Raw genomic sequence first — 24,437 nt, 5'->3', positions numbered from 1 at the left:
GTCGCGGGCAGCGCAAATCTATCCCTTCACATAGCCCATGGCCTCGACGATCTGCCCGTCCGCCACGCGCATCAGGTTGACGCCGCGCAGCGAATTGCCGTCGGCCATGCAGTAGCGCCAGCGGATCGTCGCCCGGTCGCCGGCGACGAAAGTTTCTTCGATGTCGAAGCGCGTGCCGGGTCCGGTCGCGATCGCCGACCACAGTTCGACGCAGGCGCCCTTGCCGATGCGGCGGGCGCCGTCCGGGGCCGGCGTGGTGTTCTCGATCACGCAATCTTCCGCCACCAGATCGTCGAGCGCCGACGGGTCGTGGCGCTGGAAGACGTCGTTGTAGCGCCGCATGATCTCGGCCGTTTCGGCGGAGCGTTTGGCTGCGGCGATGTCGATGATGAGTTCCTGTGTCATTGGATATTCCTTCCCTTCAGTGATCGGTAGCGGTTTCGATGAGGCGGGCCTTGAGCGTGATCACTGCGACGCCGGCCAGCGCCCGCGACACGAGGCAGCTCTCCTTGGCCGTCTGCGCCAGCCGCTCGAACTCCCCCGCCGCCAGCCCGGCGACGCTTGCCTCGGTCTCCAGCTCGATACGGGTCAGCGTCGGTCCGGCCGCGGTGGCGCCGAGATGCGCTTTCGCGATCGTGTGGATGCGCGCGGGAGTGTAACCTTCGCGGCCGAGGACGGCGCTCAGCGCCATCGAGAAGCAGCCGGCATGCGCCGCCGCAATCAATTCCTCGGGATTGGTGCCGGGACCGTTCTCGAAACGCGACGGGAACGAGTAGGCGCCTTCGAAGACGCCGCTGCCGAGCTTCAGCCGGCCCGAACCTTCCTTCAACGATCCCTGCCATTGGGCCTCTGCTTCACGAATGGTCATTGTGTCTCTCCTTTGATTTGAGGGGTCGATCAGATTTTGGGGCGGACCAGTCAGGCGCTGTCGACGACCACTTTCCCGAAGACGTCGCCTTGCTGGAAATAGCGATAGGCGTCGTTGGCCTCGTCGAAGGCGAACACCTTGTCGATGACAGGCTTAAGCCGATGCACCGAGATGGCGCGCAGCATGGCTTCGAGGTTGGTGCGATTGCCGACGAACAGGCGGCTGATGGTGGCGAGGCTGCGCTGGTAGACCGGGCCGGGGATCTGCACCGTCCCGCCTTTCGCATCCTGTATGGTGAGAAGCACGATGCGCCCGTAAAGCGCGCAGGCGATCATCGATTGCGCGAAGGTCGGCGGGCCGCCGGTCTCGACGACGAGGTCGATGCCGCCGGTCTGCTCGCGCACCGCAGCACCCCATTCCGGCATGTCGGCGGTCGAGACGACGAGGTCGGCGCCCAGCGCCTGCAGCCGGTCCAGCTTCTCGTTGCGCGAGCTGACTGCCACGACACGGCAGCCGAGCAGCTTGGCGAATTGCAGCGCAAATAGCGCGACGCCACCTGAACCGATGACAAGAACCCATTGGCCGGGCTTCGGCATTTCGGCCGCCGTCACGGCATTCCAGGCGGTCAGGCCGGCGCAGGTTAGTGTCGCCGCTTGATGCCAGTCGAGATGATCGGGAAGCCGCACCGCCCATTGCTCGTCGAGCACGGCGTATTCGGCCAGCATCCCGTCCAGCGTGCAGCCAAGCTGGTCGATCAGACCGGCATTGATGCGGCCGTCGATCCAGCGCGCAAAATAACTGCCGGTGACGCGGTCGCCGACGGCAAAGCGGGTGACGGCCTCGCCGACGGCAACGACTTCGCCGGCACCGTCGCTCAGCGGGATAACGCCTTGGCGCGGCGCCAGCGGGTAGGTGCCGTTGAGGATCATCATATCGCGGCGGTTGAGCGAGGTGGCGCGGACACGCACGACGATCTCGTGCGGCTTCGGCGTCGGCTGCGCCTCGTCGCGCATCACCAGGCACTTGATCCCGCGGGTTCCTTCAAGACGACAACTGCGCATCTGCCTCTCGCATATGTAGACTGATCTACATATTATATAGACCGATTGTCATATTCGATGCAAGGCCTATAATGCTCACTCCTGACAGAGGTTGACATGGCGAACGACACCCGCACCCGCATACTCGAGACGACCGGGCTGCTGCTGAGGCAGCGCGGCTACCACGGCACGTCGCTCAACGATATTTTGAGCGCCTCAGGCGCACCGAGAGGTTCGCTCTACTTTCACTTTCCGGGCGGCAAGGATCAGCTGGTCATCGAAGTGACGCGCGACAGCGTCGCCGATGTGACGCAGAGGCTGGACGCCGCGCTCGCTGCCGAAAAGGACCCGGCGGTGGCTGTCCACCACATCTACCAGTCGGTCGCGCGCATGCTGGAAGACAATCGGTTCACGCTCGGTTGCCCGATCGCACCCGTGGTGTTGGACTCGCCGATCGACATGCCGGAACTGGCCGAGTTGTGCCGGTCCGCCTTCGAGCAATGGATAGGCTTGCTCAGGGCGGCCTTCGTCAGGGCAGGGGTGCCCGAACGGCGCGCGCACGCGCTGGCATTGCTGGTCGAATCATCGCTTGAAGGACTGATGGTGATCGCACGCGCCACCCACGACCGCGCCCCGGTGCTGGCGGTAGCCGATGAGGTCGCGGCGCTGATTGAGGGGGCATTGCCGGCCAAGAGTGCCACCGCAGCGGTGCATTGACGTTTATGCCTTCATCGCATCGAAGGCGGCGCGGCGTTCCGCCAAAAGGGCCAAGGCTGCAGCTCGACGATTGATGTTCTGCGCCGCCGCGACGCCTGGAAGTAACGGCATGGTGGCCGAACAGACGCGTCCTGCGGGATATGCGCCTGCTTACTTGAGATCGGACGGCCTCTCAATCTCCGCCACATCAACGAAAAAGGGCGGCATCGCTGCCGCCCTTTCCGTAAGCTTGCGAGATTGGCTGGATTAGAAGTCCATGCCGCCCATGCCGCCCATGCCGCCGCCGCCCATGCCGCCAGGCATGCCGCCGCCAGCCGACTCCTTCTTCGGAGCCTCCGCGATCATGGCTTCGGTGGTGACCAGCAGGCCGGCGACCGAGGCCGCGTCCTGCAGAGCCGTGCGCACAACCTTGACCGGATCGACGATACCCATGGCGATCATGTCGCCATATTCGCCGGTCTGGGCGTTGTAGCCGAAGGTTGCCCCCTTGTTCTCAAGGATCTTGCCGGCAACGATCGATGCTTCCGCACCGGCGTTGGCCGCGATCTGGCGGGCCGGAGCCTGCAGCGCGCGGCGCACGATGTTGATGCCGGCGGCCTGGTCGGAGTTGGCGCCGGTTGCCTTGATGCTCAGCGAAGCGCGCAGCAGTGCGACGCCGCCGCCGGGAACGATGCCTTCTTCGACGGCCGCGCGGGTCGCGTTGAGGGCGTCATCGACGCGGTCCTTCTTTTCCTTGACTTCCACTTCGGTCGCACCGCCGACGCGGATGACGGCAACGCCGCCCGCCAGCTTGGCGAGACGTTCCTGCAGCTTCTCCTTGTCGTAGTCCGAGGTGGTCTCCTCGATCTGCTGCTTGATCTGGGCGACGCGGCCCTGGATTTCGGCCTTCTTGCCGGCGCCGTCGACGATGGTGGTGTTCTCCTTGGAGATCGACACCTTCTTGGCGCGGCCGAGCATGTTCAGGCCGACATTCTCGAGCTTGATGCCGAGGTCTTCGGAAATGACCTGGCCACCGGTGAGGATGGCGATGTCTTCCAGCATGGCCTTGCGGCGATCACCGAAGCCCGGCGCCTTGACGGCAGCGATCTTCAGGCCGCCACGCAGCTTGTTGACGACCAGCGTGGCCAGGGCCTCGCCTTCGACATCTTCCGAGATGATGACCAGCGGCTTCGAGGTCTGCACGACGGCCTCGAGGATCGGCAGCATGGCCTGCAGGTTGGAGAGCTTCTTCTCGTGGAGAAGAATGTAGGCGTCTTCCAGATCCGCAACCATCTTCTCGGCGTTGGTGACGAAGTAGGGCGAGAGATAGCCGCGGTCGAACTGCATGCCTTCAACGACTTCAAGCTCGGTCTCGGCGGTCTTTGCTTCCTCGACGGTGATGACGCCCTCATTGCCGACCTTCTGCATCGCTTCCGCGATCATCGAGCCGACCGACACGTCGCCATTGCCGGCGATAGTGCCGACCTGGGCAACCTCTTCCGAGGTCTTGATCTTCTTGGCGTTCTTGATCAGCGTCGCGACGACGTCGGCGACGGCGAGGTCGATGCCGCGCTTGAGGTCCATCGGGTTCATGCCGGCGGCAACCGACTTGTGGCCTTCCTGGACGATCGATTGTGCCAGAACGGTCGCGGTGGTGGTGCCGTCGCCGGCGATGTCGTTGGTCTTCGAAGCAACTTCGCGGACCATCTGCGCGCCCATGTTTTCGAACTTGTCCTCAAGCTCGATTTCCTTGGCGACGGTGACGCCGTCCTTGGTGATGCGCGGTGCGCCGAACGACTTGTCGATGACGACGTTGCGGCCCTTGGGGCCGAGCGTGACCTTCACCGCGTCGGCGAGGATGTTGACGCCGCGCAGCATGCGCTCACGAGCGTCGCGGGAGAATTTTACGTCTTTGGCAGCCATTTTTAGCTCCTGGCAGGGGCTTGGATTGAGCCCGAAGATTTAAACGAGGGTGAGGCCGATATTCAGCCGATGATGCCCATGATGTCGGATTCCTTCATGATCAGAAGGTCTTCGCCATTGAGCTTGACTTCGGTGCCCGACCACTTGCCGAACAGGATGCGGTCACCGGCCTTGACGTCCAGCGGGACGAGCTTGCCGGCTTCGTCGCGGGCGCCGGAACCGACGGCGATGATCTCGCCTTCCTGCGGCTTTTCCTTAGCCGTATCGGGGATGATGATCCCGCCCGCGGTCTTGGATTCGGATTCGACCCGACGAACGACCACGCGGTCATGAAGCGGGCGGAACTTCGACTTTGCCATTTTTTATTCCTCGATGAGAATGGTGAGAACAGTTCCTCCGTCCGGCGGCGCCGGACATGTGGTTAGCACTCATCTTGGGGGAGTGCTAACGTGGCGCTGAAATAGGCTGGCAGCTCGTGCGAGTCAAGGCGCCCGCTGGGCATAATCAGGACAATTGCTTCAAACGGATACTTGACCAAGTCAACTAAATCGCTGATCTTGCCGGGAGGAGGATGCCATGACCATTCATCATCACCCAGGCAAGGAGCGGATCGACGCGGTGCGGGCCTTCAACCGCTTCTACACCCGCCAGATCGGGCTGCTCGACGAAGGGCTGCTGAAAAGCACCTTCTCGCTGACCGAGGCGCGGGTGCTCTATGAGCTGGCGCATCGCGATGGCCTGACCGCCACCGACCTTGCGCGCGATCTCGGCCTCGATGCCGGTTATCTCAGCCGGCTGCTGAAGAAGTTCGAGGAGCGTGATCTGGTCGAGCGCGCCACGATCGAGGCGGATGCGCGGCGCTCATCGATCGCGCTGACCAAGGCCGGGCGGCAGGCCTTCGCGCCGCTGAACCAGGGTTCGCACGACCAGGTCGCGGCTTTGCTCGAACGGCTTCCAGTTCCCGAACAGGACAGGCTGGTCAAGGCCATGCAGACGGTGCAGCGTTTGCTGGGCGGAAGCGCCGAACCCAAAATTCCCTATATGCTGCGGCCCCTGCAAGTCGGCGACATCGGCTGGATCATTCATCGCCAGGGCCTGCTCTACGCGCAGGAATATGGCTGGGACGAAACCTATGAAGCGCTGGTCGCCGAAATCCTCGGTGCCTTCGTCAAATCCTTCGATCCGAAATGGGAACGCAGCTGGATCGCCGAGCGGGAAGGGGAGGTCGTCGGCTCGGTCTTCGTCGTGCGCCAGTCGGACGCGGTGGCGAAGTTGCGCCTGCTCTATGTCGAGCCGTCGGCGCGCGGCCTCGGCATCGGCAAGCGGCTGGTCGAGGAATGTGTCGGCTTTTGCCGCGCCAGGGGCTACAGGACACTGACGCTGTGGACCAACGACGTGCTCGCCGCCGCTCGCCACATCTATGAGGCTGCGGGCTTTAAATTGACCAACGAGGAGCGCCACCATTCCTTCGGCAAGGATCTGGTCGGCCAGAACTGGAATTTGGAGCTGTAGCAGCGCCGCAGAATTTCGAGCATCGGCCTGGGGCGGTCGCTCAGGTCGCAGGCTTAATGTTTTGGTTCAAGCGAAAGAAATTGGTGGGATCATACTTGTTCTTTAGTGCGGCCAACCTCGGATAATTCTCGCCGTAAGCCGCCAGAACCCGATCAGTGCCCTCTTCGCCGAGATTATTGGCGTAGACGCCGCCGGTCGAGAACGGTCTCATTGCATCCCACAGGTCGCGCGCCCATCGGATGTGCGTTTCGTCGTCAGACGGATTGTCCCAGATCGATATCGGGAAGCAATCGTAAAGTGCATCTCTGTTGGCGTAGGGCGTTCCGTCCATCGGTACTCGCGAGATGGCGCCGCCAACCTGCTGCAGGACTAGAAGCGATTCGCTGGGTGCAGTCATGTAAGCCGCAAGCATGGTATCGATCGCCTGATCTGTGATTTCGCGCATGAACTGCGCCTTCCAGTAGTAGCGCCGCCCGCGCGGAAAGAGGCTGTCCCCGGCCGATTGGATTTGAAGATAGGGGACAGGAGCAATCCGGCGCTCAACTGGCGTGCCATACTCTCTCAGAGGTTGAATGATTTGCTGGCCTTCGTCGAGTGGGCCGATGTAGCACGCCGATATGCTGAAGAAGCGTTCGCCCGAGGGCGCCGTCACAAGTGCTGCATCCAGGCTCAGCTCATCCGGGGCGCCGCTCGAGAACGCACGATAGAACCGCATCGCTTCGCGTGCCTCTTCGTAGCGGTATAGCATCGATCCCGCGATGAGGAGCGGACCCACGGGATGGAGCTTGTATTCGAAGGTGGTGACTATTCCGAAATTGCCGCCGCCGCCCCGAATGCCCCAGAACAAATCTGCATTTTCGGCCGCGTTTGCCGTGACCAACCGGCCGTCCGCCGTCACGATTTCGACAGCGACAAGGTTGTCGCAGCTCAGTCCATGTTTGCGGCCAAGCTTGCCGAACCCGCCGCCGAGTGTCAGTCCGGCTATGCCGGTATCCGCATTGACACCCATGGTCGTCGCAAGACCATGGGCCTGTGTGGCTGCGTCGAACTCGCCCAGGTTTAGGCCGGCTTCTGCGCGCGCAACACGGCGGATCGGGTCGACTTCGATCCGCTTCATGCGTGACACATCGATCACCAAGCCGCCGTCGCATACCGAACTGCCGGCGACGTTATGACCACCGCCGCGGACGGCGACGAGGAAGCCTTGCGATCGGGCGAAGTTGACGGCCGTGACGACATCGCTGGATTCGGCGCAATAGAAGACAGCCGCCGGCCTCTTATCGACCATGCCATTCCAAACTCTGCGCGCCTGGTCATAGCCAGGGTCGTCCGGAAGGATCAGATCGCCGCGAATCGCCTGCCTGAGCCGGGCGATATCTGGCGCCTGCAACGTCGGCTCGGAACCGTCTATAAGCTTGAACATGCTCATCGAGGGATACCCTTCGTGATCCAGCACGGTTGGACAGGACGCTGTCGTTCACCGGATCATAATGATCTCATGCGGCGCCATTCGCTGCAAAATCGAATATCTCAGTCGCTGGATGAGCTAAATTCATCTAAACTGCCTGGATGAGAAAACTTCCGCCGCTCGGGTCGCTTCGCGCCTTCGAAGCCGCTGCCAGGCTGATGAGCTTCAGGAAGGCCGCGACGGAACTCGGAGTGACGCCAACGGCCATCAGCCACCAGATTCGATTGCTGGAGGAGGTCTGTGGGCAACTGCTGTTCCGGCGGCGCCCACGACCGCTCGTGCTCACAGGCGTGGGCGAACGGCTATTCCCGGTAATTTGCAGCGGCTTCGACGCTTTCGCTGCGGCAATAGCATCAGCCTCGGCCGGAGTTGGCCAACGCCCGTTGCGCGTGACGAGCCCAAATGCATTTGCCAGCCGATGGCTGGTTCCGCGCCTGTCGAAGTGGCGCGAACAGCATCCGAACATTCCACTGGAGATCATCGGGACAGACGCCGTTCTGGACCTGCGAGCCGGTGACGCCGACGTCGCGATCCGCTATGCGCGCAGGATGCCGCGGGATGTTCCCGCGCAGGAAATTTTTCGGGACGCATTCTTTCCGGTATGCAGCCCGGAGCTGTTCGCAGGAGGCGACCGACAGATCGAGCGCGCCGCCGATCTGCTGCAATACCCACTCATCCATTTCAATTGGACGAACCGCGACCCGGAAGCGCCGACTTGGCAACGATGGCTGGCGATCGCACGCTCGATCGATCCCAGCATCCCCAATGCCAACCAGGCATGGGACCTAAGCTTCCGTGAAGAGCTGCACGCGATTGACGCGGTAGCGGCAGGCCAAGGTATCGCTATCTGCAGCGATGTGGTCGTCAGTGGCGAACTCGAGGCTGGCAGGCTAGTCAAGGCACATGATCTCTGTCTGCCAGGCTATGGCTTTTACCTTGCCTGCGTAGCCAATCACCCCCGACAAGCGCATATCGAAGCGTTTTCCGCCTGGATGAGATCGATAGTCTGAGCATCTGAACGCCGATCTTCTGCATGCTCGTCACAAGCGCCCGGCGTAATAAATTGCTAACCACGATCGCCCTGCACCGACTGCCATGCACACATGCCGGCTTCTGGCACAATCCGGCTCCTTGAATTATGAGCACGCTTATTATATATGTCGCTCATGGTTTCCGACGGCATCGACAGATTGGGCTTTTTGATCCACGACGTGCAGCGCCTGATGCGCAAGCGCTTCGAGGCGCGCGCCAGTGGTTTCGGCCTTTCTTCGGCGCAATGGCGGCTTCTGGTACGTGTCGCCAAGGAGGCGGGTGTCGCGCAGGCGCGGCTTGCCGAGCTTCTCGAAATCGAGCCGATCAGCGTCTCGCGTCTTGTCGATCGCATGGAGGAGGGCGGCTGGATCGAGCGCCGTCCCGACGCAACCGACAGGCGAGTGCGCATGATTTTCCCGACCGCCAAGGCCAACGCGGCCTACACCCACGTCAAGAGCCTTGCCGGCGAGGTTTATGAGGAATCGCTCGTTGGCGTTTCGCCGGAAGATCGCCACGTCCTGGTCAGGGCGCTGGAGACAATGGTGCAGAATCTTGCAGATGGTGAGACGCCGCCCTCGGAAAAAGTGAAGAATACGGAAGGCGCAGCAGCATGAACGCGGTAGCCAAACTAGATGAGAATGCGGCCAAGCTGGAGATGGAAGCTCCCGCGAAGCCGGCGGCAGCTCCGGTAACGGTCGCTCCGCAGATAGCTCCGGCGCCGGTGGCGCCGAAGAAGAAGCGCCGTGCCGGCCGCTTCCTTTTGATGTTTGTGCTGCCCGCTGCGTTGATCGCCGGCGGCAGCTATGTCTGGGTGACCGGCGGCCGCTATCAGGAGACCGAGAACGCCAATCTGCAGCAGGCCAAGGTGTCGATAGCCGCCGATACGGCGGGCCGCATCGTTCAGGTCGACATTTTCGACAACCAGTCTGTCAAGCAGGGCGACGTGTTGTTCGCTATCGATCCCGAGCCCTACCGGATCGCATTGGCCCAGGCCGACGCGGCGGTGGCTGGCGCACGGCTCAATGTCGAGCAGCTGCGTGCGGCCTACAGCCAGGCGCTGGCGCAGGAGAAGTCCGACGAAAGCCAGGTCCAGTACGCGCAGTCGCAATATGACCGCGCCGCCGACCTTGCCCGCAAGGGCATCAACGCCAAGTCGTCTCTGGACGAAGCCAAGAACGACCTCGACAAGGCGAAGCAGCAGCTGGCCGTGGCCCAGCAAGGGATCGCCAGCGCCAAGGCGGCACTTGGCGGCAATCCCGACATCGAGACCGACAAGCATCCAACGGTAATGGCGGCGCTCGCCGCACGCGACAAGGCGGCCTACGATCTGGTCCAGACCACGGTCAAGGCACCTGCCGACGGCATCATCAGCCAGGCCGCTTCGTTCAAGGTCGGCCAGTATGTCGGTTCGGGCACGCCGCTGTTTTCGCTGGTTGAGACCGGCGACACCTGGGTCGACGCCAATTTCAAGGAAACCCAGCTCACCAACATGAAACCCGGCCAGAAGGCCGAAATCATGGTCGATACTTATCCGGGCAAGACGTTCGAAGCCACCGTCAAGGCGATCGGCGCCGGCACCGGCGCCGAGTTCTCGCTGCTGCCCGCGCAGAACGCTACCGGCAACTGGGTCAAGGTCACGCAGCGCATTCCGGTCCGCCTGGAATTGACCGATGCCGACGCCAAGGCGGCGCTGCGCACCGGCATGAGCGCGACCGTCACGGTGGACACCGGCGTTTCCCGCGGGCTGCCGAGCATTTTCCGCCGCGCCACGGCAGGCGAGGCCAGGTAAAGAGGCCTGGTAGCGGCCGCATAGCAAACAGCGAGATGGATGCAGGATTGGTCCGAGGGAGGCGCAGGAAAAGTTGAATGCGTAGACGGGCTGCGCTGTAGCCTGCCTGAGCAGACAACGCCGCGCAGGATCTTCGGTCCTCAGGTTTCCGGGCGGCAGGCGCCCGCTTTGTCGAGACACTCAGTCGATGTAACCCCCACATCGATGCTCGCGTCCCACCGCGATGAGGGTCTCTCTACAGCGGGGCCTCGCCGTCCGGAAACCTAATGTACACGTTTTTGTTACCTGCTGGAAGTTTTACGTCATGAGCAGCCCAGAACCCTTTCGCGAAGTACCGCACCGCGGCCTGATCACAGTTGCGCTCATGCTTGCGACGATCATGCAGGCGCTCGACACGACGATCGCCAACGTTGCGCTGCCGACCATGACCGGCGATCTCGGCGCCTCCCCCGACAACATCAACTGGGTGTTGACCTCCTACATCGTTGCCGCCGCGATCATGACGCCGGTGACCGGCTGGCTGGCCGACCGCTTCGGTCGCAAGGAGCTGTTCCTGACGGCCGTGGTCGGTTTCACCGTCTTTTCAATGCTGTGCGGCATCGCCTGGAGCCTTGAGACCATCGTTTTGTTCCGGCTCATGCAAGGCGTGTTCGGCGCGGCCATCGTGCCGCTGTCGCAGACCTTCCTGCTCGACATCAACCCCAGGGAACGCCACGGCCAGGCCATGGCTATCTGGGGCGCGGGCATCATGCTGGGACCAATCCTTGGCCCGACGCTGGGTGGCTGGCTGACCGAGAATTTCAACTGGCGCTGGGTGTTCTTCATCAACCTGCCGGTCGGCATCATCGCCTTCCTTGGCATGGCCGCATATCTTCCCAGCGTCGCCCGTCGGGTGCGCAGCTTCGATTTCTTCGGCTTCACCATGCTCTCGCTCGGTGTCGGCGCGCTGCAGCTGATGCTCGATCGCGGCGGCGAGGTCGACTGGTTTTCCTCGATCGAGATATGGATCGAGCTTGGTCTTTCCATCACCGGCTTCTGGGTATTCACCATACATACGTTGACGGCGGAGCACCCCTTTATCGACCCCAAGATCTTCCTCGATCGCAATTTCGTCACCGGGCTGGCGTTCATCTTTGTCATGGGCGTGCTCATCCTGGCGAGCATGTCGCTGCTGCCGCCAATGCTGTCGACCATCTTCGGTTATCCGACCCTCACCATAGGCATCGTCCTGGGGCCGCGCGGTGTCGGCACGATGATCGCGATGCTGTTCGTCGGGCGGATCATGCACAGGATCGATGCCAGGATCCTCGTCGTCATCGGCTTCCTGCTGACCGCGCAATCGCTCTACACGATGTCGAGCTTTTCGCCGCAGATGGACAACTGGCTTATCCTCAGTTCCGGCGTGATCCAGGGCCTTGGAATGGGAATGGTGTTCGTGCCGCTGTCCACCGTGGCTTTCGCCACGCTCGACGCACGCTTCCGCACCGATGCAACGGCGCTGTTCAGCCTGGTGCGCAATCTTGGCTCGTCGATCGGCGTATCGGTGGTGACGGTTCTGCTGGTACGCAACACGCAGATCAACCACGCCGAGCTCTCGGCCTATATCAATCCGTTCAATCCCAACCTCTGGGCGGCATCGCCGGCAGCGGCGGGCGGCGATCCGACGGCGCTGTCGCTGATGGATCGCATGGTCAATATCCAGGCGATGATGATCTCCTACGTCAATGACTTCAAGCTGCTGATGATGATGACACTGCTTGCTGTCCCCTTTGTTTTCCTGCTGCGCAAGCCAAAGGCTGCGCCGCCCGCCGGTGGCGCGCCTGCCGCGCATATGGACTAAGTCTCACGGCTCCGGCACCGCGACCGGCTCACGGCTTCCGTTGCCTGTGCCGGTAGCGTCGGCGTTGAGCCAGGTTCACCTGCCATTAGTATATCCGGACCAATATGCAGTCGCTTTTGGGTTGAAGGCGAGCCTCCTTTGCCTGCCTCAAGCATCAGCGGGAGGAATTGTGTTTGGCCACGAAGTCATCCAGGCAAACCGCCGACGCGCCCGAATCCGCAAATTTGACGACGCTGGCACAACTGGCGACTGCCTCATATGAGGCCCTCGAGCGCGAGCTTCGCGCCACGATTGCGGCACTTCAGGACCAGGCACTGCGGTTCCAGACCGCGATAGAGAACATCTCGCAAGGCATCTGTTTCTTTGATGCCGATGAACGGCTGATCCTGTGCAATCGACGCTATGCGGAAATCTATCGCCTTGCACCGGAGCAATTGCAGCCGGGTGCGGCGCTGCGCGAAATCGTCGAGCGGCGCGTCGCTGTCGGAACCTCGGCAATGAATGCGGACGCTTATCTGGCGTTGGCCCGGGCAGTCAATTCGGGCACGGCTTCGGGGAACTGGACAGCGGAGCTCGCCGATGGCCGGACAATTCAGGTCTGCCATCAGCCGATGCCTGACGGCGGCTGGGTGGCCACGCATGAGGACATCAGCGAGCTCAGCGCCAACCGCTTGGTCGTCGACGAGCGTATCTCCTTGCAGACGCTGATCGACCTGGTGCCTGACTACATGTGGGTGAAGGACACCGAAAGCCGCTTCGTCGTCGCCAACCGAGCCATTGCGTCCGACAGCGGTCGAGACAGCACGAGCGACATGATCGGTCTGAGCGACTTCGACCTTCACGCGCCGGATCTTGCGCAGAAATTTCGCCTCATCGAGCAGCAACTGATGCGCGACGGACAGCCGATGATCGACGAGGAGGAGTTCGTCGTCGATGCGTCAGGCACCGGCAAATGGTTCCTGTCTACGAAACTGCCGTTGCGCAACGTTCAGAACAACATTTTCGGCCTCGTCGGCATTGCCCGCGACATCACTGCGCGCAAGCAGGCCGAAATTCTTCGCGACGGGCAGGCGCATATCCTCGAGATGATCGCAAAGAGCGCTCCCCTCGAAGACGTGCTCGAGCGGCTCATGCGTCTGGTCGAGTCCCAACTGGCGGGGATATTCGGTTCGGTCTTGCTGCTCGACAAGGATGGCAGCCACTTGCGCCACGCCGCCGCGCCGAGCCTGGCGAGAGACTACACCGACGCCGTCGACGGCGCCGCGGTAGGCCCAAGGGCAGGGTCTTGCGGTACCGCAGTCTATCGGCGCGAGCCGGTGATTGTCGCTGACATCATGCAGGATCCGCTTTGGCAGGACTATCGCGAACTCGCGCGACCACACGGTTTACGTTCATGCTGGTCGACGCCGATCCTGTCGCATCAGGGCGCCGTGCTCGGCGTTTTTGCGATGTATTCTATGACGGTGCGCGAACCGACCGAGGCCGAGACTCGCCTCATCGATTTCACCACGCGCATCGCCGGAATCGCCATCGAACGCAAACAGGCCGAAGACCGGATCCACTTCATGGCCAATCATGACGTGCTGACCGGGCTTCCCAATCGCGCCTTGTTGGAGGACCGGCTTTCACAGGCGGTCTTGTACGCCCAGCGATACGATCGCTGGGTGACGGTGGTGTTCATCGATCTGGACAATTTCAAATTCGTCAACGACACGCTCGGCCACAATGCCGGCGACGAGCTCCTGAAAATCGTCGCAAGTCGCATGGTCGACTGCGTCCGGGCGACCGATACCGTCGTGCGACTTGGCGGCGACGAATTCGTCGTCGTGCTTTTCGACCAGCCGGCGAACGTCGATCTCGTTTCCGAGACCTTGCAAAAGCTCAGGGCTGCACTCGCCGAGCCGGTTCGGCTCGGAGCGCATCTTGTGCGGGCGACGGCCAGTATCGGCATTGCCAACTATCCCAAGGATGGAACGGATCCCGATACGCTGCTGGCAAATGCCGATGCGGCCATGTATCGCGCCAAGGAGTTCGGCCGCGATAATTTCCAGTTTTACGCTCCGGAGTTCAACACCAGGGCGCATGAAAAATTCGTGCTTCAGGAAGAGTTGCGAAACGCCTTGGCGCGTTCGGAATTCACGCTGCTCTACCAACCGCAGGTGGACCTTCGGTCAGGTCGGGTTTTTGCGGTCGAGGCGCTGATACGCTGGAACCACCCAACGCTTGGCACGGTAATGCCGACGATGTTCATCCCGACCGCCGAGGAGACAGGTCTGATCGTATCGATCGGCGACTGGGTTCTGCATGAGGCGTGCCGGCAGAACAAAGCCTGGCAAGACGCAGGACTGCCGCCCTTGACCGTTTGCGTGAATGTGTCGGCGCGGCAATTCAGGGAGCGCAACCTGATCGATCGCATCGTCAGCGCGCTGAAGGACAGCGGCCTGGAGGCCAGGTATCTCGAGCTGGAGGTGACCGAGAGCCTTATCATGCAGGATATCGAGCTGGCGGTCGCCACCATGAACGCCCTGCAAAGCCTGGGTGTCCAGATCTCGATCGATGATTTCGGCACCGGCTATTCCAGCCTCAGCGCACTCAAGACCTTTCCCGTGGCGCGGCTGAAGATCGACAAGTCCTTCATCAAGGATCTCGCCGCCGACGAGAACGATCAGGCTGTGGCCAGCGCGGTGATTTCATTGGGGCAAAATCTCAACCTGAGGGTCATCGCCGAGGGCGTTGAGACAGATGATCAGGTGGCTTTCCTGCGCAGGAACAATTGCGACGAAATGCAGGGCTATCATTTCAGCAGGCCGGTTTGTGCGCAGGACGTCGAGGAATTGCTCGGCGGCGGCCGCAAAGACTGACGGGTCGGCCATCCTGCAGGCTTCCGCCGACCAAATGGCGGAAATTATCTACCGAGCACAAGGCACCAATAGCGAAGCGTGCTGTCGCGGCCGTCGCGCACATAGGCGAGGCCGAAGCGGGTGAAGCGCGGGTCGAGCATGTTGCGGCGGTGGCCTGGCGAATGCACCCAGATATCAAACAGCTTCTGCTGGTCGAAGCGGCCTTCGGCGATGTTTTCGGCGGCAGCGCCGGCAATGCCATTGTCTTTGACGCGCGAGGCAAAGTCCTTGCCCCAGCCGGTGGTGTGGTTCATTCGGCCGCCGCGCGCCATATAGCCGGCCTGCTGGAGCGCCGCCTGCTCGAGCGGCGCATCGGGGACAAGCGGCCCGAGACCCGCCGAAGCGCGGATGCCGGCCAGCGTGCCGGCGGCGGAAGCAGAGACACCGGCGCTTTCGCCGGTAGGCAGCACGGCGGTTGCGCATCCGGTGAGCCCGGCAAGGGCGCCAAGGCCGGCAGCTTTGAGCAGCACGCGCCTGCTTAGGCTTGGTTGGGCCTCATAATTTTCGATTTTCGTAACGGTCATGCCCGCCTGACATAACCGCGATCATGGCTTTTGCCGGGCAGGGCGGTGAAAATGCGTGATGATGGTTTCGACGTGATGGCACTGTGTCAGATTGATTTCACTGCTCAATCGAAACAGGCTTGCTCGGATGGCGGCATTCGCCCAGGCGGCTGTTCGGGCTCGATACGCCCAGGGGCTCGATACCCAGTCAGGCATTCACGGACCGAGAGTTTCTTTTGCCCCATCTTTGCGGCTTGACGAGCGCTGGCGAGGTATCCTCGGTTGCAAATTTTCTCTGGGGGATATCGCTTGCAGTGACGACCGGAGCGATTCGTACGCCTGAGCACCAAGCAGCCTCCGGTATTGGTCTTCGAGACGCTGATTGAAATCGTGGACGGTCCGGATCACCGCAAGCGCCGCGTTAGTTGCAACGATTAATTTGGCCCGTCGGTCGTTCGGATCATGCGAGCGCCGAACATAACCGAGGCGCTCCAGTTCATCGATCAACTCACCCATCGATGCTTTGCCAATGCCCGCACGCTCTGCGAGGACGCTGGGTCGGGTTCCCTCCGCGTCGATGTTGGCGAATACAGCGCCGTGTTTGGGCTTGATTGCCGAATGGCCGCTCTCCCGGAGAACCTGGACCAAAGCGCTCGCCGACGATTGATAAGCATAGAGAAGCAGAGACTGCGTGTATGGCTGATTATCCATCTTTCCAAACTTATATGGTGCCCATATAGTATGGCAACCGAACTATATGACAGGAGATCAGCATGGCTACCGGTAACATCCGAACTGAAGGGGTGGAAAGTGTCGCGCACAGGCTGATCGAAGCTTGGAATCGTCACGATGCTCGCGCCTTTGCCGCCGTATTCGCGGCAGATGCCGAGTTTACAAACGTCTTCGGTATGCAGGCGACTGGACGTGACAAGATCGAGCAGTTCCATGCCCCAATTTTTGAGAAGATGTTCAAGCACAGCCATCTATCCGCCGAAAGCGTGCGGAACAAGCTTGTTCGCCCTGATGTTGCCACGCTCGACCTGCGGTGGTCCATGACTGGCGCGCTCGATCCGATGGGAAACGAATGGCCGCGTCGGCGCGGATTAATCAGCGTAGTGGCGACGCGGGATCATGATGAATGGTTGATTGCAACGATGCACAATATGGAACTTGGGGACGATCAAATGGCAAAGTCTCAGGAGAAACTTCAAGAGGATAAGTAGGCTCTTCATTCATGTCAGAATCGAAAGCGACAGCCATCCAGCATAGTCAAGCCGATCTGATCGGGCAATGAGATCGAACGGCGGGTCAGGTGATCGGGATTGGCGAGCTATGCTACAGGAGTTGGTGCTGGATGGCCCGTGCCTTGTCCGGTTTGGCCGACCACAATGGCGCGCCTCATAGCCGGTCGCCTTGGTCTTGCGGGATCTAATGTATGAACGGCTTGGAGCGCTGGGCTCTCGCCGGCAGTTCTTGGCGGCGCGGTGATCGCCGGTCGGCTATTCCGCCGCCACGAGTTTGGTTTCCGGCGTCGATGTAGCCCGGCTGGCCCGATCGTCCTCGGTATCTTCCCACCAATCGCCCAGGGCGTCGATGAGCGGCACAAGCTTGAGACCGGGCTCCGTCAGGTCGTAATCCACGTGTAGCGGATAGCCGGCATGCGCTGTTCGCCGCACAATCCCGGCTTCCTCCAGCTTGCGTAGTTCGAGCGCCAGGATGCGGTGCGACACTGTCGGATTGTCACGCCTCAGGTCGCTGAAGCGCTTGGTACCGTCCTTGAGGTAGTAGAGCAGCAAGGTGGGCCAGCGACCGCTGAGCACACGCATGGTCTCCTCGATCGGGCAGCGTGAGACGACATCTTTCATGGCGGGGACCTGGTTACAGAATAGTGCGTAATTTACATGGGGCGACCAGCGTTTAGGGTCAAGTTTCGCTGCGCAGCGTGATCCCTAAATCATGGAAGAGACAAAGAAATGGAACCTATTCTCCTTTACGGCTTCCCGCTGAGAAGTTCGATGGGGCTTGTCGCTGCTTTTGAACGCCTCGAACAACGCTACCGCCTGTGTCGTGTCGACATGCTCTCTGAGATGAAGAACGATGCCTATGCCAGCATCAACGGCCGTCAGGAAACGCCGGTGTTGATCACGGACGAGGGCAGGGTGCTCACCGAGACCATGGCGATTGCCGCCTGGCTCGAAGCCCGCGACACGCAACGCCGTATCAGCTTCGATCCTCGCTCGCCGGAGGGCGACCGGATGCATCAGCTGATGGCTTTCGTGAACACCGGTTTCACCGCCGCCTTCACCCCTCTCTGGGCTGCATATGAAATGGAATCGGCGGAACCGGTGCTGCTGACAACCTTGCGTGGCTTTGGCCGCAAGATCGTTACAAACCGCCATGACCAGCTCGAGGCGATGATCGCCGACACGGACTTTCTGGTCGGCGATCGGCTGACGCTTGCCGATACCACGCTGATTGGCGTGGCGCGCTGGGCGGAGTTCCACCAGGCGGTCGACAGCGCGACCTACCCCAAGCTGGCCGCGTTGCGCGGCAGGATCGAAGCCGATCCGGCCGTGCGTTACGCACAGGCCATCGAGGGTGGCGAAAAGCCGGCGGGTTCGGGTGCCTGTCTTGGCCATGTCCCGCTGGCCGAAGTGATCGATCGTTTCGCTGCCTAGCTTTTGTCACGCATCTCAGCCGCGCGGCGCCAAAGTGTGGTGCCGCGCGGTGACCGCCCGTGGCTTTAGCCGGGCAGGGCAAACAATCCGTGCACGATTAGTCAGGTGATCAGGTGGGATGCGTTGACACGCATCCAGTCGGCCAGCGAATCCAGCGTGCCACGCAAGGTTCCACCCAGCGGCGTTATCTCATACTCCACGCGCGGCGGCATCTCGGCATAAACCCTCCGATAGACCAGACCGCGATGTTCGAACAGGCGCAACTGCCGCGTGAGCTCCTTTTGCGTAATCGGTGCGACGGCCCTCTGGAGCTCGCCGAAGCGGATCGGACAACCGGTGACGATCAGGCGATAAAGAATGGGAATGGCCCATTTTCCCGAAACCAGATTGACGAAATCGATCATCGGGCAACGATCGGTCGTGCCATTTCCGCCTTCGACTGGCGTTACCTCGATGGCTTTTGCCTGCGCCATGAAATTATTTCCTTTAGTACCCGTTCGGTGCCTACTATACAAAGCATACTATCGTGTCGACAATGCCATTCTCATCGTCTTTGGGAAGGCAAATCATGGGTCGCTTGAAAGGCAAATATGCCCTCATTACCGGGGCAACCAGTGGCATCGGTCTCGAAACCGCGCGCCAGTTCCTGGCCGAGGGTGCGACGGTGGCAATCACTGGCAGGAGCCCGTCCGGGCTGGAAGCTGCGCAGCGCGAGCTGGGCGGATCGGCGCAGGTGATCAGGAATGATGCCGGCAACCTCGCCGATCAGCGTGCGCTTGCCGCCGAACTCGCGCAGTGCTGGCCTCGGCTCGACATACTGAACATCAACGCCGGCGATGTGATGCATCAGCCCCTGCAGGATTGGGACGAGGTGGTCTATGACCGTCTGATGCAGACCAATCTCAAGGGGCCGTTCTTTTTGATCCAAGCCCTGTTGCCGATGTTCTCCAACCCGTCATCGATCATCCTGTGCGGTTCGGTCAGTGCCCATATCGGCCTGCCCCAGAGTAGCGCCTACGCCGCCAGCAAGGCTGGCCTCCTGTCGTTGGCGCGCACCCTCTCGGGTGAGATGATCGAGCGCGGTATTCGCGTCAATGGCCTCAGCCCCGGGCCGACCGAGACGCCGGCCTTGGGCAAGCTGGGTCTGCCCGAAGCGGACGAGAAGGCGCTTGGCGATCAGATACGCGCGCTAGTGCCGATCGGCCGGATGGGCAAACCCTGGGAACTCGCCAAGGCGGCGGTGTTTCTAGCATCGGATGAGTCGAGCTTCGTCGTTGGCACGGAACTGCTCGTCGATGGTGGCGTCGGAAATCTATAACCGGGATTTACCATCGTGACCATCGACTTGGCGACAATCACCCCTAAATCGACTATCATAGTGCTTATACGAGAAGTGGCAGCTACGGGCGGCCATCCTGGCGGCGGCCGTCCCGACCCACGGGAGAAAGGTTATGGCCGGCTTTCATGTCATGGCGGACGCACGTGGAATGCATGTACAGCCCACGGTGCGCCGCATCAGCACCGAGGATCTGCTCGATGCGCTCCGTCTCGGCGTAGAGGATTTTTGGGCCAAGCCGTCGCATTATGTGTTCCTGTGCCTGATCTATCCGGTGGTCGGCCTGATCCTGACGCAGTGGACCTCGGGCTCGAACGCCATCCAACTCATCTATCCGCTGATGTCCGGGTTCGCTTTGGTCGGTCCGTTCGCCGCTATCGGCCTTTACGAAATCAGCCGCCGGCGCGAGTTCGGCATGGATACATCCTGGTGGCATGCGCTCGACGTGCGCCACTCGCCGGCGCTGCCCGCGATTGCAGTCATCGGTATCATGCTGGTGGTACTGTTCCTGCTCTGGCTGTTCACCGCGCAATCGATCTACACCAGCCTGTACGGCAATCAGCCTCCGGCCTCTATCGTCGGCTTTATTCGCGAAGTGCTGACGACCAGCAAGGGCTGGACGCTGATCCTGCTCGGCAACCTAGCCGGGTTCGCCTTCGCCGCGATCGTGCTGGCGACGACTGTCGTCGCCTTTCCGCTGTTGCTCGATCGCGACGTCGGCGCGGTCTCGGCAGTCGAGACGTCGGCGCGTGCAGTTATGACAAACCCGCTGCAGATGGCGCTGTGGGGCCTGATGGTCGCCGTGCTCCTGGTCATCGGCTCGATCCCGCTATTTGCCGGGCTTGCCGTCGTCATGCCCATCCTTGGCCACGCGACCTGGCATCTCTACCGCAGGGTGGTCGAACCGGAGCGGGCACAGCAGGTCAGGCGGCCGATGTAGGACCGATCAGCGTTGCGCGTCGGTTGCCATCTTGACGGCCAGCGCGGTCAGCACCGTGCCCATCATCCAGCGCTGGATCACCAGCCATAGCGGCCGCCCGGCGAGGAAGATGGCGATCGAGCCGGCCGTCACCGCGATGATGGCGTTGACGGTCAGGCTGATCGCGACCTGCGTGGCACCGAGCACCAGAAGCTGCGACAGCACGTGGCCCTTGCCGGGGCTGATGAATTGCGGCAGCAGCGACAGATAGAGCACTGCCACCTTCGGGTTGAGCAGGTTGGTCATCAGGCCCATGGCGAACAGCTTGCGCGGCCTGTCTTTCGGCAGTTCGCGGATCTGGAAGGGCGAGCGCCCGCCGGGCTTCACCGCTTGCCAGGCGAGCCACAGCAAATAAAGCGCGCCGGCAAGGCGCAGCACATCATAGGCAAAGGGCACGGCGAGCAGCAGCGCGGTGATGCCGAACGCCGCCGACAGCACATAGAACAAAAAACCGAGCGCCACACCGCCCAGCGAGATCAGCCCGGCCTTCGGCCCTTGCGACAGCGAGCGCGAGATCAGATAGATCATGTTCGGGCCGGGCGTCAGCACCATGCCGAGGCAGACCAGCGCAAAGGCAAGGTGGTTGGCGGGTTCAGGCAAGAGCGCATCTCCGGATGAGGACACTCACCACATGCTTCCATCACCCGCAAGGGCATGAGGGCAGGAGCCTTTGCGCCAGTGCGCCGGAGCCCCTGCCTTAGTCTCCAATCCCATCGCCTTCAGCCGACGATGCGCAGGTTCGACAATTCGTTGGCGATTTCCTTGAAATTGTCCGACAGAGTCGCGCCCGTCGCATTCCAGAACAGCTTGGCCGGCTTGCTCGGGTCGGCCGAATCCTTGCGGAAGCGCGAATCCGACGAACACGCCTTCAGCGCATCGATTGCCTTCTTGTCGCCGGCATCTGTGGGCGACAGGTCGAGCGCCACCGTCATCACCAGAATGTTCGAATTCTTTGCATTGGCGCAGAGCGTTTTCATCTGCTCGTCGAGTGCTGCCGTGTAGTTGGCACCGGTATAGGTGGTCTTGCCGATATCGGTGCTGGTATTCATGAACAGGCGGGTTACGCTTCCAGATCCCGGATAGGTCAGCCCAGTGTAGCCGTAGGCGGCGTAGGTCGACCTGTTGTTGGCGTAGCTGCCGTCGCTGACGGCACTATAAGTATTGGCTCCGTCGGTCAGCACCACGACCACCTTGTCGTTGCCCCTCTCGCTGTTCGGCCGACCATCGGTGAACGGTGGGTTGCTCGATACAGTTCGCCAGCCCCAGGCAAGGCCCTCCGGCACGTTGGTGTTGCCATTCGGCGCCATGGCGTCGATGGCGTCCTTGATCTCCTGCTTCTCTGCGTCCTGGCTGACGTCCTTCAACGGCGTGATCGGGTTGGTGGTGCAGGAGGAATTCGGCCCATCGCCTGCGGCTGCGGATTGCGAACCGTATGGTTTTACCAGGAAATATTTGCGCATGTCAGACTGGCGCTGGGAAGCGGTAGGACCGGCGACATAGGGCCAATCGGCCCACCAGTTGTTGCCGTAATTGTAGGACGTGCCGATGACGTCGTTGATGCCGTCACGGTTGAAATCGAGCCACAGAGTGCCAGCCTCATCCGGGGCGAACAACGGCACGAAAAGCGTGGCCGGCGCGGCTGTATCGGGCGTGGTGTCGTCGACATTGTAGGGATATGGCCGTGCCTCGACGCAACCTTGCCAGCTCGCATAGCGGCTTGTGGTGTAGATATATTCCGGTGCGCTCCAATGGCCGTATTGGCAGGTGCCGTTCTTCTTGTATGTGTCGCAGACATATTGCTTCGAATTGGGTACCTCTTCGCGGCCCGATTGGACCGTCATGTCGGCGTAGAGGCTGAAACGCGTCAGCGGCTGGTCCTTGGTCTCGCCCCAGCCGGTGCCGCGCTTGTACCAGACGCCGTTGAGCTTCTCGGCATATTTGTCCGGATTGTTGGCGGCACTCATCGTCGTCCAGTCGAAATCCTCGTGCTGGATCGGGGAGTTGCCGTCCTGATCCATCCAGCCGTCCTGGTCGTGGGTAGGGCCGACATTGACCGAGGCCGCAAACGGCACGAGAGAAAACTGCACCGGTTTGGTGATCTGCTTCATCTGCTGCGCCTGAAGCGCCAGCGTATCGACAAGCTGCTTGGCGGCCGACTTCAGCAGGTCTATTCGCTTCTCGCCGGTGCCGGAGCCGAGATCGCTCATCGAGCCGGAATTATCCAGCACAAGCGCGACTTCGAGGGTGTTCTTGAGGCGGAGTTCCGAACATTCGGTGAAGGTCGTGTCGCTTGCCGTGCCGCCGATCAGCAGGCTGGCGGCCGGTAGAAAATAGGGGTGGAAGGTGAGGCCGGCGCAGAGCTTCAAGGTGCCGCCGCCGGCATTGTTGTTGGGCAGCGTGACGGTCAGCGCTGTGTTCGCCGGATCGACACGTGCGAGATTGGTTTCGAAAAATGTCTTGGCGTAGGCCTTGACGTCGTCGTCGCTGGCGCCGGCGACGATCTGCTGGGCGGCGGCGAGGCCGGCCGCGTCAAGGGCATTCAGCGTTTCGTGCTTCTGGCGCAACAACTCCCCGTAATCGACGCTGAGCGCCAACCCGCCCATCAGCGGTACAATGGTGATTGCGGTCATTAAGGAGTAGTTGCCACGTCTGTCGCGTCGGAAATTTCCGATCATTGCCTTCAGCATTCCCGCCCGCCCCGTTTTTTTCCGGACGATGCCACGCATTTTTAAATTTCCGATTGCTAAAATACGTTCAAGGTCGGCACGGTTTTTCAATGCCCGTTAACCACACGTCCGCAATCGGCAATGCTGCTCCGCGGCAAAGCCCGATAAGGCTCTGAAAAAGAAGGCTTTCGCCATCACGTCCTCGCCGGCGTCCCCGGGCGGCAATCTTGCGGGCACAACGAAAGCTGGTGACAGAGCGAAGCGCTTCGGTTAATCCGGGCCGGCCGCTACGGACCGTCGGTCGCGGCGCTTGCAAGCATCATGGTACAGGGACAACGGCATGGCGGATTCGCCCGACATCATCGGTTCGCTCGCAGACTTGTCGGGAGCCTATTCAGCCATCCTGTGCGACGTCTGGGGCGTGGTGCACAATGGCGAATGGCATTTCCCGGCGGCGGCTGCCGCGCTGATCGCTGCTCGCGCGGCGAAAATACCTGTCGTGCTGATCACCAATTCGCCGCGTCGCAGCGCCGACGTGGTGGCACAGATGAGCGCCATCGGCGTTCCGCCCGCCGCCTACGACCGTGTCGTGACGTCCGGCGACGTTACCCGCGACCTGATCGCCGAAGGGCCGCGAAAGATCTTCCATATAGGCGCCGATCGGGATTTCACGCTCTATGAGGGCCTCGACGTCGAACTCGTCGAGGAGTTCGAAGCATCCGGCGTGGTCTGCACCGGCCTGTTCGATGACGAGGTGGAGAAGCCGGAAGATTATGCCGATCTTCTGCAGAGGCTGCGTGCCAGGAACCTGCCCTTCATTTGCGCCAATCCCGACATCGTCGTCGAGCGCGGCGAACGCATGATCTGGTGCGCAGGCGCTTTGGCCCGCGAATACGCACAGCTTGGCGGACGCACGCTGATCGCCGGCAAACCCTACGCGCCGGTCTATGACGTCGCCATGAAGGAGATCGCCGTCATTCTCGGCCGCCCGGTCGAGCGTTCGCAAGTTCTGGCCATCGGCGACGGCATGATGACCGACATCAAGGGCGCGGCCGACAATGGCTTCGACGTGCTCTACGTATCGGGCGGCATCCATGCCCGCGATTACGGTGAGACGCTGCAGCCGGATCCGGCCAGGCTCGCGGCCTTCCTGGAAAAATATGGCTACAGGCCGGTCGCGGTGATTCCCAGGCTGCAATAGGTTCAA

The 24,437-nt window shown here is 61.6% G+C and carries 24 protein-coding genes; 12 read left to right on the top strand and 12 right to left on the bottom strand.

The features are described from left to right. Positions 1–18 precede the first annotated feature (18 nt). From NKI29_RS12405 to NKI29_RS12395, 3 genes are read right to left on the bottom strand one after another with little or no spacing between them, the layout of a single operon-like run. Complete coding sequence (locus NKI29_RS12405) at positions 19–405, bottom strand: nuclear transport factor 2 family protein (RefSeq protein ID WP_352452751.1); 387 nt, start codon at positions 403–405, stop codon at positions 19–21. A 16-nt stretch (positions 406–421) separates the two neighbouring features. Continuing rightward, entirely contained in the window at positions 422–868 is a 447-nt protein-coding gene (locus tag NKI29_RS12400) for an OsmC family protein (RefSeq protein WP_352622135.1), read from the bottom strand. 50 nt (positions 869–918) lie between these two features. After that, positions 919–1,881, bottom strand: a complete 963-nt coding sequence (locus NKI29_RS12395) for a zinc-dependent alcohol dehydrogenase family protein (RefSeq protein WP_352755979.1) — start codon at positions 1,879–1,881, stop codon at positions 919–921. A gap of 144 nt (positions 1,882–2,025) precedes the next feature. On the opposite strand from NKI29_RS12395, the gene NKI29_RS12390 reads away from it, so the two are divergent. Continuing rightward, complete coding sequence (locus NKI29_RS12390; RefSeq protein ID WP_352517833.1) at positions 2,026–2,625, top strand: TetR/AcrR family transcriptional regulator; 600 nt, start codon at positions 2,026–2,028, stop codon at positions 2,623–2,625. Positions 2,626–2,871: 246 nt separating this feature from the next. On the opposite strand, the gene groL is transcribed toward NKI29_RS12390, so the two are convergent. Then, entirely contained in the window at positions 2,872–4,527 is a 1,656-nt protein-coding gene (gene groL, locus NKI29_RS12385; protein ID WP_352541606.1) for a chaperonin GroEL, read from the bottom strand. 62 nt (positions 4,528–4,589) lie between these two features. Further along, positions 4,590–4,886 (bottom strand): co-chaperone GroES, encoded by a 297-nt coding sequence (groES, locus tag NKI29_RS12380; protein ID WP_006203049.1) that lies wholly within the window; start codon positions 4,884–4,886, stop codon positions 4,590–4,592. 217 nt (positions 4,887–5,103) lie between these two features. On the opposite strand from groES, the gene NKI29_RS12375 reads away from it, so the two are divergent. Beyond that, positions 5,104–6,039 (top strand): bifunctional helix-turn-helix transcriptional regulator/GNAT family N-acetyltransferase, encoded by a 936-nt coding sequence (locus tag NKI29_RS12375; protein ID WP_352569757.1) that lies wholly within the window; start codon positions 5,104–5,106, stop codon positions 6,037–6,039. Between the two features lie 40 nt (positions 6,040–6,079). Here NKI29_RS12375 and NKI29_RS12370 read toward each other — a convergent pair whose 3' ends face one another. After that, positions 6,080–7,468: an FAD-binding oxidoreductase gene (locus NKI29_RS12370; protein WP_352569759.1), complete on the bottom strand. Its 1,389-nt coding sequence runs from the start codon at positions 7,466–7,468 to the stop codon at positions 6,080–6,082. Positions 7,469–7,608: 140 nt separating this feature from the next. Here NKI29_RS12370 and NKI29_RS12365 point away from each other — a divergent pair, with 140 nt between their 5' ends. From NKI29_RS12365 to NKI29_RS12345, 5 genes are all read left to right on the top strand, one after another. Beyond that, positions 7,609–8,517 carry a LysR substrate-binding domain-containing protein gene (locus NKI29_RS12365; RefSeq protein WP_352517858.1) on the top strand — a complete coding sequence of 303 codons (909 nt, stop codon included), beginning with the start codon at positions 7,609–7,611 and terminating at the stop codon, positions 8,515–8,517. A gap of 156 nt (positions 8,518–8,673) precedes the next feature. Then, positions 8,674–9,153, top strand: a complete 480-nt coding sequence (locus NKI29_RS12360) for a MarR family winged helix-turn-helix transcriptional regulator (RefSeq protein ID WP_352517870.1) — start codon at positions 8,674–8,676, stop codon at positions 9,151–9,153. Continuing rightward, the gene (locus tag NKI29_RS12355) at positions 9,150–10,328 is read left to right on the top strand and encodes an HlyD family secretion protein (RefSeq protein ID WP_352569760.1); all 1,179 of its coding nucleotides are present in this window, start codon (positions 9,150–9,152) and stop codon (positions 10,326–10,328) included. Before NKI29_RS12360 ends, NKI29_RS12355 begins: the two co-directional genes overlap by 4 nt. Before the next feature lie 304 nt (positions 10,329–10,632). Next, positions 10,633–12,168: a DHA2 family efflux MFS transporter permease subunit gene (locus tag NKI29_RS12350; RefSeq protein ID WP_352517860.1), complete on the top strand. Its 1,536-nt coding sequence runs from the start codon at positions 10,633–10,635 to the stop codon at positions 12,166–12,168. Positions 12,169–12,341: 173 nt separating this feature from the next. After that, on the top strand, positions 12,342–15,029 hold the full coding sequence (locus tag NKI29_RS12345) for an EAL domain-containing protein (RefSeq protein ID WP_352569761.1): 2,688 nt from the start codon (positions 12,342–12,344) through the stop codon (positions 15,027–15,029). 44 nt (positions 15,030–15,073) lie between these two features. Here NKI29_RS12345 and NKI29_RS12340 read toward each other — a convergent pair whose 3' ends face one another. Both NKI29_RS12340 and NKI29_RS12335 read right to left on the bottom strand, forming a co-directional pair. Continuing rightward, on the bottom strand, positions 15,074–15,592 hold the full coding sequence (locus NKI29_RS12340) for a CAP domain-containing protein (protein WP_352569762.1): 519 nt from the start codon (positions 15,590–15,592) through the stop codon (positions 15,074–15,076). A gap of 195 nt (positions 15,593–15,787) precedes the next feature. Further along, positions 15,788–16,282: a MarR family winged helix-turn-helix transcriptional regulator gene (locus NKI29_RS12335; protein WP_051406070.1), complete on the bottom strand. Its 495-nt coding sequence runs from the start codon at positions 16,280–16,282 to the stop codon at positions 15,788–15,790. Positions 16,283–16,344: 62 nt separating this feature from the next. Between NKI29_RS12335 and NKI29_RS12330 the strand changes: the two genes are divergently transcribed. Then, positions 16,345–16,794 (top strand): SgcJ/EcaC family oxidoreductase, encoded by a 450-nt coding sequence (locus NKI29_RS12330; RefSeq protein WP_352569763.1) that lies wholly within the window; start codon positions 16,345–16,347, stop codon positions 16,792–16,794. Between the two features lie 276 nt (positions 16,795–17,070). On the opposite strand, the gene NKI29_RS12325 is transcribed toward NKI29_RS12330, so the two are convergent. Beyond that, positions 17,071–17,436: a winged helix-turn-helix transcriptional regulator gene (locus tag NKI29_RS12325; RefSeq protein ID WP_023674333.1), complete on the bottom strand. Its 366-nt coding sequence runs from the start codon at positions 17,434–17,436 to the stop codon at positions 17,071–17,073. A 108-nt stretch (positions 17,437–17,544) separates the two neighbouring features. On the opposite strand from NKI29_RS12325, the gene NKI29_RS12320 reads away from it, so the two are divergent. Beyond that, positions 17,545–18,249: a glutathione S-transferase family protein gene (locus NKI29_RS12320; RefSeq protein WP_352796360.1), complete on the top strand. Its 705-nt coding sequence runs from the start codon at positions 17,545–17,547 to the stop codon at positions 18,247–18,249. 101 nt (positions 18,250–18,350) lie between these two features. Here NKI29_RS12320 and NKI29_RS12315 read toward each other — a convergent pair whose 3' ends face one another. Beyond that, positions 18,351–18,722 (bottom strand): winged helix-turn-helix transcriptional regulator, encoded by a 372-nt coding sequence (locus NKI29_RS12315; RefSeq protein WP_352569765.1) that lies wholly within the window; start codon positions 18,720–18,722, stop codon positions 18,351–18,353. A 95-nt stretch (positions 18,723–18,817) separates the two neighbouring features. Between NKI29_RS12315 and NKI29_RS12310 the strand changes: the two genes are divergently transcribed. Further along, entirely contained in the window at positions 18,818–19,567 is a 750-nt protein-coding gene (locus tag NKI29_RS12310) for an SDR family oxidoreductase (protein ID WP_352569766.1), read from the top strand. Positions 19,568–19,700: 133 nt separating this feature from the next. Continuing rightward, positions 19,701–20,525: a DUF2189 domain-containing protein gene (locus NKI29_RS12305; RefSeq protein WP_352569767.1), complete on the top strand. Its 825-nt coding sequence runs from the start codon at positions 19,701–19,703 to the stop codon at positions 20,523–20,525. 6 nt (positions 20,526–20,531) lie between these two features. Here NKI29_RS12305 and NKI29_RS12300 read toward each other — a convergent pair whose 3' ends face one another. Together NKI29_RS12300 and NKI29_RS12295 are read right to left on the bottom strand one after the other, a co-directional pair. Further along, positions 20,532–21,164 carry a LysE family translocator gene (locus tag NKI29_RS12300; protein ID WP_023674336.1) on the bottom strand — a complete coding sequence of 211 codons (633 nt, stop codon included), beginning with the start codon at positions 21,162–21,164 and terminating at the stop codon, positions 20,532–20,534. A 119-nt stretch (positions 21,165–21,283) separates the two neighbouring features. After that, a complete protein-coding gene (locus NKI29_RS12295) occupies positions 21,284–23,239 on the bottom strand; it encodes a pilus assembly protein TadG-related protein (protein WP_352796396.1) in 1,956 nt (651 codons plus the stop codon). 331 nt (positions 23,240–23,570) lie between these two features. On the opposite strand from NKI29_RS12295, the gene NKI29_RS12290 reads away from it, so the two are divergent. Then, positions 23,571–24,431 carry a TIGR01459 family HAD-type hydrolase gene (locus NKI29_RS12290; protein WP_352569768.1) on the top strand — a complete coding sequence of 287 codons (861 nt, stop codon included), beginning with the start codon at positions 23,571–23,573 and terminating at the stop codon, positions 24,429–24,431. The last annotated feature ends 6 nt before the right edge of the window (positions 24,432–24,437 follow it).

It is taken from the genome of Mesorhizobium sp. M0678 (genome assembly GCF_040320505.1).
Lineage (GTDB): Bacteria > Pseudomonadota > Alphaproteobacteria > Rhizobiales > Rhizobiaceae > Mesorhizobium.
This window is presented reverse-complemented; position numbering and strand designations above follow the sequence as displayed.

What these genes read in the sequence shown, in the direction of transcription:
- NKI29_RS12405 (WP_352452751.1), bottom strand. Translation starts at nt 405, where the DNA reads ATGACACAGGAACTCATCATCGACATCGCCGCAGCCAAACGCTCCGCC.
- NKI29_RS12400 (WP_352622135.1), bottom strand. Translation starts at nt 868, where the DNA reads ATGACCATTCGTGAAGCAGAGGCCCAATGGCAGGGATCGTTGAAGGAA.
- NKI29_RS12395 (WP_352755979.1), bottom strand. Translation starts at nt 1,881, where the DNA reads ATGCGCGACGAGGCGCAGCCGACGCCGAAGCCGCACGAGATCGTCGTG.
- NKI29_RS12390 (WP_352517833.1), top strand. Translation starts at nt 2,026, where the DNA reads ATGGCGAACGACACCCGCACCCGCATACTCGAGACGACCGGGCTGCTG.
- groL (WP_352541606.1), bottom strand. Translation starts at nt 4,527, where the DNA reads ATGGCTGCCAAAGACGTAAAATTCTCCCGCGACGCTCGTGAGCGCATG.
- groES (WP_006203049.1), bottom strand. Translation starts at nt 4,886, where the DNA reads ATGGCAAAGTCGAAGTTCCGCCCGCTTCATGACCGCGTGGTCGTTCGT.
- NKI29_RS12375 (WP_352569757.1), top strand. Translation starts at nt 5,104, where the DNA reads ATGACCATTCATCATCACCCAGGCAAGGAGCGGATCGACGCGGTGCGG.
- NKI29_RS12370 (WP_352569759.1), bottom strand. Translation starts at nt 7,468, where the DNA reads ATGAGCATGTTCAAGCTTATAGACGGTTCCGAGCCGACGTTGCAGGCG.
- NKI29_RS12365 (WP_352517858.1), top strand. Translation starts at nt 7,609, where the DNA reads ATGAGAAAACTTCCGCCGCTCGGGTCGCTTCGCGCCTTCGAAGCCGCT.
- NKI29_RS12360 (WP_352517870.1), top strand. Translation starts at nt 8,674, where the DNA reads ATGGTTTCCGACGGCATCGACAGATTGGGCTTTTTGATCCACGACGTG.
- NKI29_RS12355 (WP_352569760.1), top strand. Translation starts at nt 9,150, where the DNA reads ATGAACGCGGTAGCCAAACTAGATGAGAATGCGGCCAAGCTGGAGATG.
- NKI29_RS12350 (WP_352517860.1), top strand. Translation starts at nt 10,633, where the DNA reads ATGAGCAGCCCAGAACCCTTTCGCGAAGTACCGCACCGCGGCCTGATC.
- NKI29_RS12340 (WP_352569762.1), bottom strand. Translation starts at nt 15,592, where the DNA reads ATGACCGTTACGAAAATCGAAAATTATGAGGCCCAACCAAGCCTAAGC.
- NKI29_RS12335 (WP_051406070.1), bottom strand. Translation starts at nt 16,282, where the DNA reads ATGGATAATCAGCCATACACGCAGTCTCTGCTTCTCTATGCTTATCAA.
- NKI29_RS12330 (WP_352569763.1), top strand. Translation starts at nt 16,345, where the DNA reads ATGGCTACCGGTAACATCCGAACTGAAGGGGTGGAAAGTGTCGCGCAC.
- NKI29_RS12325 (WP_023674333.1), bottom strand. Translation starts at nt 17,436, where the DNA reads ATGAAAGATGTCGTCTCACGCTGCCCGATCGAGGAGACCATGCGTGTG.
- NKI29_RS12320 (WP_352796360.1), top strand. Translation starts at nt 17,545, where the DNA reads ATGGAACCTATTCTCCTTTACGGCTTCCCGCTGAGAAGTTCGATGGGG.
- NKI29_RS12315 (WP_352569765.1), bottom strand. Translation starts at nt 18,722, where the DNA reads ATGGCGCAGGCAAAAGCCATCGAGGTAACGCCAGTCGAAGGCGGAAAT.
- NKI29_RS12310 (WP_352569766.1), top strand. Translation starts at nt 18,818, where the DNA reads ATGGGTCGCTTGAAAGGCAAATATGCCCTCATTACCGGGGCAACCAGT.
- NKI29_RS12305 (WP_352569767.1), top strand. Translation starts at nt 19,701, where the DNA reads ATGGCCGGCTTTCATGTCATGGCGGACGCACGTGGAATGCATGTACAG.
- NKI29_RS12295 (WP_352796396.1), bottom strand. Translation starts at nt 23,239, where the DNA reads ATGATCGGAAATTTCCGACGCGACAGACGTGGCAACTACTCCTTAATG.
- NKI29_RS12290 (WP_352569768.1), top strand. Translation starts at nt 23,571, where the DNA reads ATGGCGGATTCGCCCGACATCATCGGTTCGCTCGCAGACTTGTCGGGA.